13 protein-coding genes are annotated in these 16,040 nt (G+C 73.5%); 3 read left to right on the forward strand and 10 right to left on the reverse strand.

What is annotated here, in order from left to right; translation table 11 throughout:
• Positions 1–281 precede the first annotated feature (281 nt).
• Genes QFZ58_RS04810 through QFZ58_RS04855 form a run of 10 tightly spaced genes read right to left on the reverse strand, consistent with a single transcriptional unit; the run spans position 282 to position 11,843 of the window.
• On the reverse strand, positions 282–2,003 hold the full coding sequence (locus tag QFZ58_RS04810) for an ABC transporter ATP-binding protein (protein ID WP_307123638.1): 1,722 nt from the start codon (positions 2,001–2,003) through the stop codon (positions 282–284).
• Positions 2,000–2,809, reverse strand: a complete 810-nt coding sequence (locus tag QFZ58_RS04815) for an ABC transporter permease subunit (RefSeq protein WP_307123639.1) — start codon at positions 2,807–2,809, stop codon at positions 2,000–2,002. The genes QFZ58_RS04810 and QFZ58_RS04815 overlap by 4 nt, the downstream gene beginning before the upstream one ends.
• Entirely contained in the window at positions 2,806–3,759 is a 954-nt protein-coding gene (locus QFZ58_RS04820; RefSeq protein ID WP_307123640.1) for an ABC transporter permease, read from the reverse strand. The genes QFZ58_RS04815 and QFZ58_RS04820 overlap by 4 nt, the downstream gene beginning before the upstream one ends.
• Entirely contained in the window at positions 3,756–5,354 is a 1,599-nt protein-coding gene (locus QFZ58_RS04825) for an ABC transporter substrate-binding protein (RefSeq protein ID WP_307123641.1), read from the reverse strand. Before QFZ58_RS04825 ends, QFZ58_RS04820 begins: the two co-directional genes overlap by 4 nt.
• Positions 5,351–6,166, reverse strand: a complete 816-nt coding sequence (locus tag QFZ58_RS04830; RefSeq protein ID WP_307123642.1) for a bifunctional 2-polyprenyl-6-hydroxyphenol methylase/3-demethylubiquinol 3-O-methyltransferase UbiG — start codon at positions 6,164–6,166, stop codon at positions 5,351–5,353. The genes QFZ58_RS04825 and QFZ58_RS04830 overlap by 4 nt, the downstream gene beginning before the upstream one ends.
• Positions 6,163–7,437 (reverse strand): MFS transporter, encoded by a 1,275-nt coding sequence (locus tag QFZ58_RS04835; protein WP_307123643.1) that lies wholly within the window; start codon positions 7,435–7,437, stop codon positions 6,163–6,165. Before QFZ58_RS04835 ends, QFZ58_RS04830 begins: the two co-directional genes overlap by 4 nt.
• Entirely contained in the window at positions 7,434–8,558 is a 1,125-nt protein-coding gene (locus tag QFZ58_RS04840) for an enolase C-terminal domain-like protein (protein ID WP_307123644.1), read from the reverse strand. The genes QFZ58_RS04835 and QFZ58_RS04840 overlap by 4 nt, the downstream gene beginning before the upstream one ends.
• On the reverse strand, positions 8,555–9,640 hold the full coding sequence (locus tag QFZ58_RS04845) for a PLP-dependent cysteine synthase family protein (RefSeq protein WP_307123645.1): 1,086 nt from the start codon (positions 9,638–9,640) through the stop codon (positions 8,555–8,557). Before QFZ58_RS04845 ends, QFZ58_RS04840 begins: the two co-directional genes overlap by 4 nt.
• Entirely contained in the window at positions 9,637–10,590 is a 954-nt protein-coding gene (locus QFZ58_RS04850) for a Rossmann-like domain-containing protein (RefSeq protein WP_307123646.1), read from the reverse strand. Before QFZ58_RS04850 ends, QFZ58_RS04845 begins: the two co-directional genes overlap by 4 nt.
• The gene (locus QFZ58_RS04855) at positions 10,587–11,843 is read right to left on the reverse strand and encodes an ATP-grasp domain-containing protein (RefSeq protein ID WP_307123647.1); all 1,257 of its coding nucleotides are present in this window, start codon (positions 11,841–11,843) and stop codon (positions 10,587–10,589) included. Before QFZ58_RS04855 ends, QFZ58_RS04850 begins: the two co-directional genes overlap by 4 nt.
• Before the next feature lie 272 nt (positions 11,844–12,115).
• Here QFZ58_RS04855 and QFZ58_RS04860 point away from each other — a divergent pair, with 272 nt between their 5' ends.
• From QFZ58_RS04860 to QFZ58_RS04870, 3 genes are all read left to right on the forward strand, one after another.
• The gene (locus QFZ58_RS04860; RefSeq protein WP_307123648.1) at positions 12,116–12,580 is read left to right on the forward strand and encodes a DUF5709 domain-containing protein; all 465 of its coding nucleotides are present in this window, start codon (positions 12,116–12,118) and stop codon (positions 12,578–12,580) included.
• Between the two features lie 238 nt (positions 12,581–12,818).
• Complete coding sequence (gene gndA, locus QFZ58_RS04865; RefSeq protein WP_307123649.1) at positions 12,819–14,261, forward strand: NADP-dependent phosphogluconate dehydrogenase; 1,443 nt, start codon at positions 12,819–12,821, stop codon at positions 14,259–14,261.
• Between the two features lie 27 nt (positions 14,262–14,288).
• Positions 14,289–16,028: a CdaR family transcriptional regulator gene (locus tag QFZ58_RS04870; protein ID WP_307123650.1), complete on the forward strand. Its 1,740-nt coding sequence runs from the start codon at positions 14,289–14,291 to the stop codon at positions 16,026–16,028.
• Positions 16,029–16,040 lie beyond the last annotated feature (12 nt).

Here is a 16,040-nt window from a genome sequence, read left to right on the forward strand (position 1 = left end):
AGGGTGGCTCGGCCGCGATGCGGCGTCGCCGGGGCGCGGCGACGGCGGTGTACCGAGGCTGCGGTGAGGAAGTCGAGCCCGCGCGCTGCACGGATGCGCGCGGGAGTTACGAGAGGGCCGGGGCCCGGTCAGGAACGGCGGCAGGCCGCTAGCCGTGCCCGTGCGGGGCGATGCGGCAGCTCGCGGGCGCACCGGAGGCGGCCCTGTGCGGGCACTTCCCTGTGGCGACGGTACGACCCATGGGCCGAGTGTACGTCCGCCCGGGTGGTGCGGATTCCGCTTCAGCGACGCAGGGCGCCCCCGTACGCCGACGCGGTGAGCAGGGAGGCCGTGAACGGGTGCCGGGGAGCCGTCAGAACCTCGTCCCTGGTGCCCTGCTCCACCACGTCACCACCGTCGAGCACGGCGATGCGCGTGGCTGGGGCCGCCGTGTCCAGGTCGTGGGTGATCAGCACGACGCTCGGACCGTCGTGCTGCCGGATCAGAGCGGCGAGCAGGTCCAGCAGGGAGCGCCGGGCGACCGGATCGAGACCCGCGGTGATCTCGTCGCAGACCAGGACCCGGGGCCGCGCGAGGAGGGCCCTGGCCAGCGCGGCACGCTGGAGTTCACCGCCGGACAGCCGTCCGGGGAGTCTGCGGACGAGGTCGTCCGCCAGCCCCAGGCCGGCCAGGGTCCGCCGGGCCTCGGCCGTCGCCTCCGGGTGGCCGAGGCCGCGCAGGCGCACGGCTGTGCGTGCCACCTGACCGAGGACCGGCCGGTGTTCGTCGAATGCCGCCCGGGCGTCCTGGAAGACGTACTGCACGGCGGCGAGCTGGTCGCGGGTGCGGCTGCGCAGGCTTCGGGGCAACGCCGTCCCGCCGAGCAGGACGGTCCCTTCGTGGTCGCGGTGGAGCCCTGCGAGGCAGCGGCCGAGTGTGGTCTTGCCGCTTCCGGAACGGCCGACGACGGCGAGGCATTCGCCGCTGCGGAGAGCGAGGCGGTCCACGTTCAGTACGGGGACACGGGCGCCGCCGGTCCGGTGCCGGGCGACGAGGCCGGACACCGTCAGCACCTCGGCACCGGGTTGCCCGCTTCCGGCGTACGGCAACGTCCTGGGTTCGACGAGGAGTTCCTTGGTCCACGGGTGGGTGGGGGCGGTCAGCACCTCGGCCGTGGGGCCCTTCTCCACGACGCGGCCGCCGCGCATCACGAGGATCTCGTCGGCGAGTTCGCGTACGACGTCGAGGTCGTGGCTGAGCAGCAGTACGGCGATGCCGCGTGCCGCCACTGCCCGGAACCGTTCGGTGATGTGCCGCTTGGTCAGGGCGTCCTGCCCGGTGGTGGGCTCGTCCGCGACGATGACGCGGGCGCCGAGCAGCAGTGCCTGGGCCAGCACGACACGCTGCTGCTGGCCTCCGGACAGCTGATGCGGGTATCGGCCCAGAAGCTGCGCCGCATCGGGGAGTCGGGCGTCCTCGAGCGCCTGGACCACCCGCTGTCTCGCGGCGGCGCGGCGCCGGCCGCGGGGCAGGTCACGCACCTGCCGCCGCGCCAGGTCGTGCAGGAGCGCCCCGATGTGGCGGGCCGGGTTGAGTACAGCCGCGGGGTGCTGGGGGACGTATCCGACGCGGGCGTCCCGGACCTCCACCTCTCCCGTCACCCGGGCGCCCTCGGGATACTCGCCGAGCAGGGCGAGCCCGGTGGTCGTCTTCCCGCTTCCGGACGCGCCGACCAGGGCGGTGACCGTTCCGGCCCGGATGCGCAGGCCGATGTGGCCGACGAGCGTGTGTCCGTCCACCTCGACGGTCAGGTCGGTGATCGCGGCGAGCACGGTGCCCGAGGTCTCGGCGGGCACGGCGGTCTCGGCGGGCACGGCGGGCACGGCGGGCACGGCGGGCACGGCGGGCACGGCGGTCTCAGCATTCTCGGCGGTCTCGGCGGTCTCGGCGGTCTCGGCGGTCTCGGCGGTCTCGGCGGTCTCGGCGGTCTCGGCGGTCTCGGCGGGCACGGTCTCCTCGGTCATGCGCGTCGGCCCCTTCCAGGAGTGGTGCGGAGTTCCGTGGCCGCGTCGACGAGCAGGTTGCCGCCCGTCGTCAACGCGACGATCAGCAGGGCGGGCACGACGACCGCCCACGGCTGCACGAAGAGCCCGGTCCGGTTGCGGTCCACCATCACGGCCCAGTCGGCGGCGTCGGGAGCGACTCCGATGCCGAGGAACGCCGCTGTGGCGACGAGGTAGAGCACACCGGTCAGGCGGATCCCGGCATCGGCTGCCAGCGTCCGCAGGATCGACCGCCCGACGTAGCCGACGGCCAGCCGCCACCAGGTCTCCCCCTGCATCCTCAGCGCCTCCACGGCCGGCCGGGAGGCAGCCTCGGCGGCGGCGGCGCGCACGATGCGGGCCGCGTCCGGGACGGAGACGAAGGCGACCAGCAGGGTGAGCCCGGCGGCACCCGGCGGAAAGGCCGCGGCGACCAGCAGGAGCATGAGCAGAGAGGGCACGGCGAGCAGCACGTCCAAGGGACGCATCAGCAGCTCCTCCAGCCACCTGCGGTGGGTGAGCGCGCTGATCAGCCCGACGGGCACGGCCACGAGGTAGGCGAGGGCGGTGGCCGCGAGGGCGACCAGCACCACCGGCCTGCCGCCGAGGAGTACCTGGTCCAGGACGTCCCGGCCGACGAAGTCGGTGCCCAGCAGGTGCCCGGGGCCGAGGGTGAAGGAGGCGGCGCGGATCGCCGGCTCCCCGACGAGGAAGGGCCCGAACAGGGCGAGGCCGAGCGGCACTCCGGCGACGGCGGCGCCGGGCCCGTATCTGCCGGGGCGCTTCATGCCGCCACCCCCGCCCGGGGTGACAGACGACGGGTGACGAGGTCGGCACCGAGGTTGAGGACGACGGTGGTGACGGCGAAGACCACCGCGAGGCCCTGGATCACAGGGATGTCGCGGTCGGCCACGGCGTGCATGAGGACGGTGCCGAGTCCGGGGATCACGTACAGGGCCTCCACGACGATGACGCCGCACAGCAGCCAGTCGATGGTGCGGGCGAGCTGCTGCGTTGCGGGGGCGAGGGCGTTGGGCAGGGCGTGCCCGTATCGGACGCGGACGCCCGAGATGCCGTAGCGCGTGGCCTGGGCTGTGTACGGGGCGCCGAGCGCGTCGATCATTCCGGCCCTGACCAGCCGTGCCAGCGAGCAGACCGGCCGGGCCAGCAGCACGAGGACGGGCAGGACCAGTGCGGCCGGGTGGGCGAGCAGGTCGGTGCCGTAACCGACGGCGGTGGGCGGGAACCAGCCCAGCCGCAGCGCGAAGACGCTCACCAGCAGGACACCCAGGGCGAATTCGGGGATCGCGTAGAGGCCGAGGGTCACCGAGCTGATCAGCCGGTCGGTGAGCCGGCCCTCGCGGCGGGCGGCGAGCACGCCGAGGCCGACCCCGAGGGGAACCAGGAGCAGGACGGTGGCGGTCGCCAGGAGCAGGGTGGGGCCGAAGCCGTCGGCGAGGAAGCCGGTCACGGGCCGCCCTGAGGTGAGCGAGGTCCCGAAGTCGCCGTGCAGCATCCCCCCGGCCCATTCGGCGAGCCGGACGTGGGCGGGGCGGTCGAGCCCCATCGCCTCACGGACGGCCGCGATGCGTTCCGGGTCCGGCTGGTCGCCGGCGAAGGCCACGGCCGCGTCGCCCGGCAGCGCCTCGGTGAGCGCGAAGACCAGCAGCACGACGGCCGCGGTCTGCGCGACTCCGAGGAGCAGCCGCCGGACGATCCAGGAGCGCGGTCCGCTCACGCCAGCCAGACCTTGTCGAAGCGGGCCCAGTCCAGGGTGTTGGCGGGCGCTTCGCGTACGACACCCCGTACGGAGCGCGCGGTGCCGAGGATCCAGTCGCCGAAGCCCCAGACCAGGAACCCGCCCTCGGCGTGCAGTTGCCGCTGCATCCGCCCGTAGAGGGCGGCCCGGTCCGCCGTGTCCCGGGTGGACTGGGCCTGTCGGTAGAGGGTGTCGAAGTTCTTGTCCTGCCACTTGGTGGCGTTGGTGGTGGAGTCGGTGAGCAGCCGCTGGGAGATGTGGGACTCGATGGGCATGGCTCCGGAGCGGTAGCAGCAGAGGGTGCCGGAGTCGAGGATGTCCTTCCAGTAGGAGTCCTTGCTGCCCATCCGTACGGTGACGGTGACTCCGGCGCGTGCCGCCTGGTCGCGGAAGATCCCGGCGGCTTCGGTGAATCCCGCGGCGACGGCGGAGGTGTCGAGGGTGACTTCCAGGCCGTCCGCGCCGGCCTGTTTCAGGAGGTGGCGGGCGCGGGTGATGTCCTGTTCGCGCTGCGGAAGGCCGTCTGCGTAGTACTCGTACCCCTTGCCGAAGAGGTCGTTGCCCACGTCACCCGCGCCGGACAGCGCACCGTCCACCAGTTCCTCGCGGCCGGCGATGTGGAAGAACGCCTGGCGGACCCGGGGGTCGTCGAAGGGCGGCCGGTCCGTCTTCATGGCGAAGGCCTGCATGGCGCTGTTGCGCAGGCGGACAATCTCCACGCTGCCCGCGTCCTCGTGGGCGCGGCCGGTGGCGGGGTTGAGTTCGTGGGCGTACTCGATCTGCCCGCCGAGGAGGGCGTTGATGCGGGCAGCCTCCTCGTTGGCGACGATGAATTCGAGCTCGTCGAGGTACGGAGCCCCGTCCCAGTGGTCGTCGTTGCGCCGTAGGACGGTGGAACGCCCGGGTGTGAAGGAGACGAACCGGAAGGGTCCCGAGCCGACCGGGTCCGTGTCGAAGGCGGTGGCCCCCTCGGGGACGATGTGGGTGCCGAAGGCGGCCATGACGTTGGGGAACTCGGCTGTCGGCCGCTTGAGTACGAATTCGACGGTCCGCTCCCCTCGCGCGCGGCTCGCCCTCAGGTCGACGGGTTCGAGGGAGGCGCGGGCGCGATAGGCCTTCTTCGGGTCGGCGATCCGGTGGTAGCTGTACAGGACGTCGGCGGCGGTGACGGGCCTCCCGTCGTGGAAGACGGCCTGCCGCAGAGTGACCGTCCACCGGTCGAGGGCGGCGTTCGGCTCCCACTCCTGTGCCAGTCGTGGCTCGGCGGACAGGTCGGCGCCGTAGTCGGCGAGCTTGTCGAACAGGGCCTTGCCCCGGGCCGCGTCGGCGAAGAGGTTGCCCAGGTGGGGGTCGAGGGTCTCGCTCGCGCCGCCCCCCGCGAAGGCGGCGCGCAGCCGTCCGCCACGCCGCGGTGTGCCGTCCCCCTTGCCGGCGGTGCTCCCGGTGGAGGCGGAGCCGGAGCACCCTGCGAGCGCGAGGCCGCCGACTCCGGCGGCGGCTCCCCCGGCCGCGGCCAGGAAGCCCCGTCTGCGCAGACCGGGGAAGGCGTGCTGTTCGTCGGGTGATGCGGTCATGGGTGTTCTCCTGTCGCTGGGTGTGCGGTTGTCCTGGCGATGACGTGGAGACGGTCGCCGTCTGCCGTGGTGCCGGGCGCGGTGCCCGGCCTCCAGGCCGGTTCGGTGCGCGGCCCGGGGCCGTCGTGCAGGGCGAGGACGTCGAAACCGTGTGCGGTGAGCAGGTGGCGCAGTTCCTGGGGGAAGAGCAGGCGCCAGGCGGAGCTCTCCTCGACGGGCGGGCTGCCGTCGTCCGCGGTCCAGGTGCGGGTGCGGCGCAGGAGCTGGGCGCCACGGTCCAGACGCAGTCGTGTGACCGAGCGGTAGGTGGTGCCGTCGAAGGTGAACCGCGCTGCGGCGGTGGTGCCCGGAGGTTCGTCGCGGCCGAGGAAGTACGCGCCGTTGCGCATCTCCGCGACCAGCAGCCCACCGGGAGCCAGGGCGCGGCGGCAGGAGGCCATGAAGCCGTCGAGCTGCCGGTTCGTGTGGCAGTAGAGCAGCGAACTGTCCAGGCACACCACGGCGTCGAACGCCTGCTGCCCGAAATCGAATTGGCTGAGGTCGGCCCGGGTGTACACCGGTCCGGGGTGGTGGGCGCGGGCGTGGGTGAGCATCGTGTCGGAGAGGTCGGCCGCCGTGACGCGGCGTCCCGCACGGTGCAGGTGGGCCGCGTCGCGGCCGGTGCCGCAGCCGAGGTCCAGGACCCGCGGGCCTGCCCCGTACCGGCGCAGGCAGTCCTCCGTCCAGCGGCCGGCGAGCCGGCCGGGGTCGGGGAAGCGGGCCTCGTACAGTTCCGGGCGGTCGGTGAGGTGGTTCCCCGTCCTGTCTGTCATGCCGGCACCGGTACGGGTGCGGGACGGGCCGGGGGCAATGTGCCGACGCGGTGCAGCCATGCCACTCCGCCCGCCGAGACGAGCCCCAGGGTGAGACAGCAGGCCCACGGCAGGAGCGCGGCCGCGCCTCCCGTTCCGCCGCGCTCGGCCGCGTCCATGGCCCAGCCGACAGCGGTGTTCCCGACGGCCGCCGCGATGCCGGAGACGGCGTAGAAGATGCCGAAGTACGTGCCCGTCAGCTCGGGCCGTCCGAAGCCGGGGATCAGTTCCATGACGAACGGCTGCGCGGTCATGATCCCGAGGTGGAGCAGGAGGGCTCCGGCCAGGACGGGCAGTGCGCGCAGGACGGCGTCCGTGGTGCCGGACGGGGGGACGTCCGTGCCGGCCACCGCCATGGGCGGTACGAAGGCCAGGGCCATCAGGCCGACGCCCGCGGCCATCCATCGGGCCCTGCTGCCGCGGCCCTTCAGCGTGCGGGTGATGCGCAGTTGCAGGGCGAGACCGGCGAGCGTTCCGACGAGGAAGACGAGTCCGGCCGCACCGTCCCAGCCGGTGGCCTGCCGGACTCCGGCGGGCAGCAGCAGGTAGAGCTGGTTCTCCAGGGTGAACATGCCGGTCATGGCCAGGGCGAAGGCGAGGAAGGCACGGTTGCCGACGGCTTCCCGCCAGTCCCCGGTGACGCTGCCGGTGGCGGGAGGGGCCTCCCGGGCGGGCAGCACCAGGGCCTGGGCCACGGTGAGCAGCGCGAAGACAGCGGCGGCGGTGAGTGCCGAGGCCCGGAAGTCGACGAGCAGCAGGGCGCTGCCCAGGAGGGGACCGAGGAGGGCGCCGGTGGTGGCGAAGACGTTGAAGAGCGCGAACGCCTCGGCCCCGCGCTCGCCCGCCTCCTGGGCGAGGTAGGTGCGGACGGCGGGGTTGAACAGGGCCCCGGCCAGTCCGCTGAGCACCGAGGCGGCGAGCAGGACGGGCAGTCCGTCGCCGAGGGCGAACAGGGCGAAGCCGACGGTGCGTATCGCGCAGCCGGCGATGATGACACCGCGGGCCCCGAGCCGGTCGGCCGCCGAGCCGCCTATGAGGAAGAGGCCTTGCTGACTCAGGTTGCGCACACCGAGCACGATGCCGACGACGGCCGCCGGCATCCCGAGGTCGTCACCGAGGTGGGTGGCGAGGTAGGGGATGAGCAGGTAGAAGCCGGTGTTGACGCCGAGCTGGTTGACCAGCAGCAGCCGGATGGCGAGCGGGAAGCTCCGGATCTCGTGCCAGGTGCTCACGACGCCACGCCCCGGTGCTGCGCGACCCGGCCACCGTCCGGGCCGTCGGCTGCCGCTCCGGCTGACGCGCCGGGGCCGGCCGCTGCGCGGGGCCGTACGCCGAGCCCCGGCTGCCCGGTCGTCCCGACGAAGCCGTCGGCGCCGCCGATGCCGGTCCAGGGGTCGTGGGCGAGCAGGAGGTGCCCGTCGAGGTCGACCCAGCGGGCGCGGTCGGCGATGTGGACCGCGGGTGCGATACCGAGCGTGCTGGCGGTCAGGCAGCCGAGCATGAGGTCGGTGCCGCTGCCGTCGATCAGGGCGGCGATGCGCAGTGCGGCGTGGACGCCACCGCACTTGGCGAGTTTGACGTTGATCCCGTGCACGCGCCCGGCGAGCCGCTGGGCGTCCGCGTAGGTGACCGCGTCCTCGTCGGCGATGACCGGCACGGGTGATCGGGCGGCGAGTCGCGCGAGGGCTTCCGGGTCGCCGGGGGCGAGGGGCTGTTCCACGGCTTCGATGCCGAGCGCGGCGAAACGGGGCAGGAGCGTGCGCGCCTGTCCGGCGGACCAGGCACCGTTGGGGTCGAGGAGGAGCCGGGCGGCGGGGGCCGCCGCCCGGACGGCGCGTACCCGGTCCAGGTCGGCGTCCTCGTCACGGTCACCGGCCTTGATCTTGATGACGGAGAAGCCCGCGTCCGCCAGCCGGCGGGCCTGGGCCGCAGCCCTGCCCGGGGACGTGAGGGAGACGGTGCGGGCGGTGGCGGCCCTGGGGGCCACGGGCGCACCGAGGAACCGGTGGACGGCCGTCGCTGTGCGTTTGCCCACCAGGTCCAGGAGGGCGGCCTCGACGGCGGCGGTCACCGCGGCCGGTGTCCCATCGGTGGCGAGGTCACCGACGCGCAGGGCGTGCAGTGCGGTCTCCGGTCCGGCGAAGCGGGCGAGCCGTCCGGCGGCCTGGGCCAGGAGCCGTTGCAGGGTGCGGGTGTCGAGTCCGTAGAAGACGCTGGTGACGGCCTCCCCGTGGCCGCTCAGCCCTTCGTGTTCCACGGTCAGGCACACGGCGTCGCGGGAGGTCATGGTGGAGCGCGAGATGCGCAGCGGCTCGGCGAGTACGAGCCGCACGGTGCGCTGCGTGGTGTTCACGGCTGCCTTTCCGGACGTTCCGCCAGTGGGTCGGTGACGGTGGTGCACCTGGCCCAGCCGCGGGACTGGGCGGCGCGCGGGTGCGGGACGTCGACGGGGCGGGTGGCGGCCCGGTCGGGGGCCAGGCGGTGGGCGGTCGCGAAGTCGTCGTCGAAGACGGAGCCGAGGTAGCGGTGCGGTCCGTCGGGGAAGACGGTGGCGACGGCGGCGCCGGGGTGGGTGCGCGCCGCCCAGGCGGCGACGCGTGCGACGGCGCCGGTGCTCCATCCACCGCTGACGAAGTTGCCGCGGGCGAGGCGTCTGCACGCGTCGGCCGCCTCCGCCGCACCGAGCCAGTGGACCTCGTCGAAGGCCTCGTAGGCGACGTTGCGCGGATGGATGCTGCTGCCGAGTCCGCGCATGAGCCGGGGCGCGGCGGGCTGGCCGAAGATGGTCGATCCGGTGGAGTCGACGGCGACGATGCGCAGCGCCGGCCAGTGCCTGCGCAGCGGTCCGGCGATCCCTGCGCTGTGTCCACCGGTGCCGACGCTGCACACGAGGATGTCGAGGTGGTCCAGCTGGGTGGCGAGTTCGGCGGCGAGGGACGCGTAACCCGCCGTGTTGTCCGGGTTGTTGTACTGGTCGGGCCAGTACGCGCCGGGCAGGCTGCCGAGCAGGTCGTGCAGGCGCTCCAGCCGGGCACCCTGCCATCCGCCTTGCCGGGCGGGCCGGTCGACGATCTCCAGCCGGGCACCGTAGGCACGGAGCAACTGCCGCATGGAGGGCTCGAGTTCGCTGTCGCCCACCAGGACGACAGGGTGGCCGAGAGCCTGTCCGGCGAAGGCGAGGCCTATGCCGAGGGTGCCGGATGTCGACTCCACGACCGGTGCACCGGGGCGCAGTTCGCCGCGTTCCTCGGCGCCGAGGAGCATGGAAACGGCTGCGCGGGCCTTCATGCCGCCGACGGCCTGCCCTTCGAGTTTGGCCCAGAAGCCCGGGTGGGGCCCGGGGAGGCCCGTGGTGATTCTGGCCAGGGGGGTGCGGCCGAGGAGGGCGAGGAGTTCCCGGTTGGGGGTCAGGGTCTGCGGCGATGCCGTGGTCACGAGGTGCCTCCGTCGTCCGCGCGGTAGCGGTGGATGGTGCCGGGTCCGCCGTCGAGCCAGAAGAAGGGGTACGGCTCCGCACAGACCGCGGACACCCCCGCGCCGAGGAAGCGGGGCAGTACGGCGCTGCCGGTCTGGGCGAACATGACCAGGGGTGTGCCGTGTTGCCGGGCGCGCCGCCGAAGGGGGTCGAAGGTGCCGTTGCCGAGGGTCATGCCGGAGGCCAGCACCGCGTCACAGTGCTCGATCTCCCCCAGGGCGTCCGTGCGGACAGGTTCGCCCCACTCGGTGGTGCCGCCCTTCAGGTCGCACGGCACGGCGGTGAGGTTGCGCGAACGGAGCTCGCCGATGAGGGAGTTGACGACGCCGACGAGGAGTACGGTGCCGCCGGGAGGGACCTGCACGAGATCGACGACGGCAGTGGCCCGCGCCCGTGAACGCTCCAGCGAGGTTCCCGCGGCGACGGCCACCGGCTCCGCCCCGTTGTCCGGGGTGTGCGGCAGGACGTCCATCAGGTAGGCGTCCAGAGCCGCGACGCGGACAGGCGGCAGCGGGTGGGCGAGGAGCGTCGCGACGTCGGTGCCCGCACAGGATTCGACCGTGGTGCCGGGGAGCGCGCCGGGTTCGACGGCGCAGGATCCGACGGCCCGGCCGAGGCGGAGGCTGAGGACCTCGTTGCGATATCCGCCGCGCCGCCCGTCGTGCCGGACGGCTTGGGAGGTCGTGAAGGCGACGGCGATACGGCGGGTGCGCGGGTCGGGACCGAGCCCCCCGGCCAGTGCGTGTTCCACGAGCTCGTCCAGCGTGTCGAAGCCTGGGATACCGGTGCCCGGGGAGTCGGGGCGCGAGGTACTGGTGTGGCGGGTGTCGATGCTCGGGGTGCTGATGTGGGATGCGTCGGGGGGCGGGGTGCTGGTGCCCGATGCGTCGGTGTGCAGGTTCGTCGTCATGAGCGCACCAGCCGGGGTCGCACTCCGGCGAGCAGTGCCTCGACACGGTCACGGGCGCCGAGGCCGGCCGGGTCGCCCGCCATGATGTGCCCCAGGTAGGCGTTGTTGCTGTCCGCCGCCTCGATCCTGCGACCCGGTTCGGCCAGTCGTACCTCCAGCACTCCTTCGCCCTCGTGCACCCCCGCGGCCCCCTCGACGGACGCGAGGGTGCCCGCGGTGTCGGGGACCAGGAACCCGATGGCGGCGCTGTGCAGACCCGTGTCCCTCCGCCGCAGGTCCGGTTCGCGGCCGAGCGCCACGTCGACGCAGGCCGCGGCGAGGTCGATGCCGGTGACATGGCGGACCAGTTCGGTGATGCGGTTGCCCGCGGGACGGGGGTTGACCTCGACGACCCGGGGCCCGCCCGAGGTCAGCTTGATCTCGGTGTGCGCGACGACGTCGTCGAGCCCGAGCGCGGTCCCGGCGCGTACGGCGGTGTCGGTGGCGGCGGCGCGATCCTCCGCGTCGAGGGCGGCGGGGAACATGTGGCCGGTCTCGACGAAGGCCGGCGCTCCGCCGACACTCTTGTCCGTCACCCCCACGACATGGGTGACGCCTCGGTACGACACGGTCTCGACGCTCACCTCGGGCCCGTGCAGGTACTCCTCGAGCAGGACGTGGGGAGCACGGTGCTGGCCGCGCGCGTTGCGGGGGAACGCCGCCAGGGCGGCGCAGGCCGCGGAGAGCTGCGCCGCGTCGTCCACCCGGCGTACGAGCATGCCCGCGCACAGGTCGACCGGCTTGACGACCAGCGGGTAGCCGATGTCCCCGGCCGCCTCCAGGGCGGCGTCCGCGTCCGTACAGACGGCGAAACGGGGGCCTGGTACCCCTGCGGCGGCCAGGACGCGGCGGGTCGCGTCCTTGCGGCAGGCGTTCTCGATCGCTTCGGCGGCGGGGCCCGGCAGGCCGAGCCGGGCGGCGATCCGGGCGGCAGTCGGCAGGTAGTAGTCGCAGGAGGTGATCACTCCGTCGAAGCCCATCGCCCCGTGCAGTCGCTCGACCTGGGCGAGCAGCGCATCGACCTCGTTGGTCTGCGCCGTGACGACGTTACGGGCCGTGAGCAGCGGGTGGTCCGTTCCCTCCGGTGCGGCGCGGAGGTAGTGGTGCAGGTCGCGGGTGAGGAAGGTGAATTCGTGCCCACCCTCGCCCAGGGCCCGGGGCAGCAGCCTGCTCATCGATCCGACCCAGCTTTCGACCACCAACAGGTGAGCCACGAGCTCCCCCTTCTCACAGTGCCGTCGGGAATGCGGGCAGGCGTAGGTCACCCCTCGAAGAGGGACCGCCGGGCCCGACGAACACACGCTATCGATAATCGTTTTCATTGTCATCTGATTCGGTGTCACAGTCATGGAGGAAGGGGCTTCCGTTGCGCCCCTGGCAGGACCGGAGTGGAATTGCGTACAGGGACACGGAAAGGGGCGTGAGGAACCCGGCACCCCGCGACGCGGTGGAAGCGCCGTCCACACCGGACCGGAAGGGACGCACCATGACCGACACCGACCGGGGGGACGACGTCTACCAGCCCCAGGAACCGGAGGCCTTCGACCGGGACGACCGGCTCGATCTGGAGGACACCCTGGACACGACGGGGGTCTCCGACCTCCTGGACGAGGGGTACTCCCCGCCCGACCGTCCGTGGGCCGTCGACGACGAAGGCACCACCGCGTCGGAGCAGCAGGCCCGCGAATCCCTCGACACCCGTCTGACCAGGGAGGTACCCGAAGGGGACGACTCCCCCGGCGACGGTCTGGGAGATCTGGCGGACGGTGACGGCGAGCTCTACGACACGGAAGTGGGCACCGACCGTGCCGGCCGGCTCACCCAGCAGGGCGACGGCCACGTCGAGGCCACGCTCACCGCCCAGGACGTCGGCGTCGACGGTGCGGCGGCGTCCGCGGAGGAAGCGGCGATGCATGTGATCCCCGAGACAGGGGATGAGCAGACGTACTGAACGCTCCGTCCCCCGGCCCCGTACCTCTGACCGGCCCTCCGTTCCGGCCCCGCGCCCCTGCCACCTCTCCGGCCCGCCCGCACAGGGTTCCCCTCCCACCTGCCGGCCCGGTTTCCGTCCGGAGGGCCCGCCCATCGGTCTCCTCCCGGTATTCCCTCCCCGGCCCGCCCCATAGGTCCCCGCCCCTTCCCCTCCCTCTTCCCCCCAGCCCGCCCGGGCAGATTGCAGGAGCACACAGATGAGCGGCACTGCGCAGATCGGCGTCACAGGACTGGCGGTCATGGGCCGCAACCTCGCCCGTAACTTCGCCCGCAACGGCTTCACCGTCGCCGTGCACAACCGCACCACCGCGAAGACCGACGCCCTGGTCAAGAAGTTCGGCGAGGAGGGCACGTTCGTCGCCGCGCACACTCCCGAAGAGTTCGTCGCCGCTCTGGAACGCCCCCGCCGCCTCGTGATCATGGTGAAGGCCGGAGAACCGACCGACGCCGTGATCAAGGAGTTCGCCCCTCTCCTGGAAGAGGGCGACGTCGTCATCGACGGCGGCAACGCCCACTTCGAGGACACCCGGCGCCGCGAGAAGGAGCTGCGCGAGCGCGGCATCCACTTCGTGGGCGTGGGCATCTCCGGGGGCGAGGAAGGCGCATTGAACGGGCCGAGCATCATGCCGGGCGGCTCCGAGGAGTCGTACGCCTCGCTGGGCCCGATGCTGGAGAAGATCGCGGCCAAGGCGAAGGACGGGACCCCCTGCACCACCCACATCGGGCCGGACGCCGCGGGTCACTTCGTGAAGATGGTCCACAACGGCATCGAGTACGCCGACATGCAGCTCATCGCGGAGGCGTACCACCTGCTGCGCGCCGTCGCCGGCTACTCCCCCGAACAGATCGCGGAGACCTTCCGCAGCTGGAACACCGGGCGCCTGGACTCCTACCTCATCGAGATCACGGCCGAGGTGCTCGCCCACACGGACGCGGTCACCGGCACCCCGTTCGTCGACGTCGTGCAGGACCGGGCGGAGCAGAAGGGCACCGGCCGCTGGACGGTGCAGATCGCGCTCGACCTGGGCGTGCCGGTGTCCGGTATCGCCGAGGCGGTCTTCGCACGCTCCCTGTCCGGGCACGCCGACCTGCGGGAGGCGGCCCGCGGCCTGCCGGGGCCGTCGGCCACCCCGCTGGGCGAGGAGGGGGCGGCGGCCTTCGCGGACCGGGTCGAGCAGGCCCTGTACGCGTCCAAGATCGTCTCCTACACGCAGGGGTTCCATCAGATCAGGGCGGGCAGCGAGGCGTACGACTGGGACATCGACCTCGGGGCGGTGGCAGGGATCTGGCGGGCGGGGTGCATCATCCGCGCGGCCTTCCTGGACCGGATCCGCTCGGCGTACGACAGCCGTCCCGACCTGCTGAGCCTCCTCTCCGACCAGCAGTTCGCCCAGGAGATCGGCGCGGCGCAGGACGACTGGCGCACGGTGATCGCCGAAGCCGTACGGCAGGGGGTGCCCACCCCCGGCTTCGCCGCGGCGCTCTCGTACTACGACGGACTGCGCGCCGACCGGCTGCCCGCGGCGCTCACCCAGGGCCAGCGCGACTTCTTCGGGGCACACACCTACCGGCGCACCGACCGCGAGGGCTCGTTCCACACGCTGTGGGGCGACGACAGGTCGGAGGTCCCCGCCGGCTGACCCGCCCGGCCCTCGTATGCTCGGCCCGTGACCAGCAGCCCGCCCACCGGCGAACCTGCGCCCGGGACCACGCTCCGCCGGCTCCTCGCCCATGACGACGCGGGCACGCTGAGGTTGCTGCTGGCTCCCGCCGGACCGGACGTGACGGTCCGGGGTGTGGTCTTCGGCGACGAGGTGGCGGAGCTGTCCGCCGCCGCGCGGGTCGTCCTGGCCGTCGGACCGTCCGCGGCGTCGGCGAAGGCCGCTGGACCCGTGCGGGAGGCGGCCGGGCGCGGTGCCTGCGCCGTGGTGCTGCGGGACACGGAAGGTGTGCCCGCGGCGGCGGAGGTCCTGGCCGCAGCGGAGGAGTCGGGGATCGCGCTGCTGGTGCGTGCGGCGTGGACCGACTGGAGCGACACCGCCGCGTTGCTGCGCTCCGCCCTGGCACTCGCCGCGGCGGGGACCGGCGCCGAGGAGGACGCTCAGCCGCACGTCGACGGCCTGGACGCGCTGGCCTCGGCCATCGCCGCGTACACGGGTGGCTCGATCACCATCGAGGACACCTCGTTCCGCGTCCTGGCCCACTCGGCGACCCTGCCGGAGGCCGACGGCGTGCGCCGGTCCACGATCCTGGGCGGCCGGGTGCCGCAGTGGCGGATCGCGGAGCTGCGGCGCAGCGGGGTGCTGCGGGCACTGTGGACCTCGCGGGACGTGATCAGCCGCCCTGCCGACGGAGACAGCCCCGAGCGGCTGGTGGTCGCAGTCCGCAACGGGCCCGAGGTGCTGGGCTCGATCTGGGCGGCGGCGGACGGTCGCAGCCTCTCTCCGCAGGCCGGGGACGCCCTGCGACGCGCCGCCGAGGCCGCCGCTCCGCACCTCGTACGGCACCGGCTGCGGGAGAGCGGGGCCGTACGCCGTCGGGACGACGCCCTGCGGGGCCTGCTGTACGGACACGGTGACGGGCGCACCCACGCGTGGTCGCTGGGGCTGCCGCCCGAAACCCCGTGCGCGGTGGTGATCGCGGAGCCGGCCGGGAGCTCACGGCCACCGGGGCAGGGCCCGCAGCCGGCCCGAGGCTCGCGACCGCCCGCCGGTGGCTCCCCGTCGCCGGACGCCGGGACCTGGCCTTCCGCACGGCGCACGCTGGACGTACTGGCCCTGCAGGCGTCGTCGTACCGCTCCGGCGCCCTGGCGCTGCGCGAGGCCGAGCGGCTGCTCGTCCTGCTGCCCGTGGTGGGCACCGATCAGGACCGCGAGGTCCTCGGCCTCGCCCGGGAACTGGCCGACCTGGCGTCCTCACTGCCCGGTGGTGTGCCCGTACGGGCAGGGGCCGGGCGCGTCGTCCCGTCCGCCGCCGAAGCGGCCGTCTCCTGCGAGGAGGCGGCCCTGGTGGTGCGGTTCCTGCGCGAGCGGGAGCGGCGGGACCGGGCGGGTAGGACGGACGGGACCGGCGCGGTGATACGTCACGCCGGGCCCGCGGAGGCCGGACCGGGCCTCGACGTCCTGCGCGTACTGGACACGGTGAGGCCGTTGTGGGAGTCGGGTACGGGGCCGGTGCACGACCTCGTACGCACCGATCTGGCGGCGGGGGGCGCGCTGGTCCGGTCGCTCGCCGCGTACCTCGACGCCTCGGGTGACGTGGTGCGGGCGGCACAGCGGCTCGTCGTCCATCCCAATACCCTGCGCTACCGCGTGCGTCGCGCGCAGGAGCGTTTCGGCATCGATCTGGACGACCCCGACACCCGGCTGCTGCTCGCGCTCGCGGTGCGCCTGACGGGTGACATGTGACCGGTTGACGGC

It is taken from the genome of Streptomyces sp. B1I3 (assembly GCF_030816615.1).
In the GTDB taxonomy this organism is placed as follows: Bacteria; Actinomycetota; Actinomycetes; order Streptomycetales; family Streptomycetaceae; genus Streptomyces.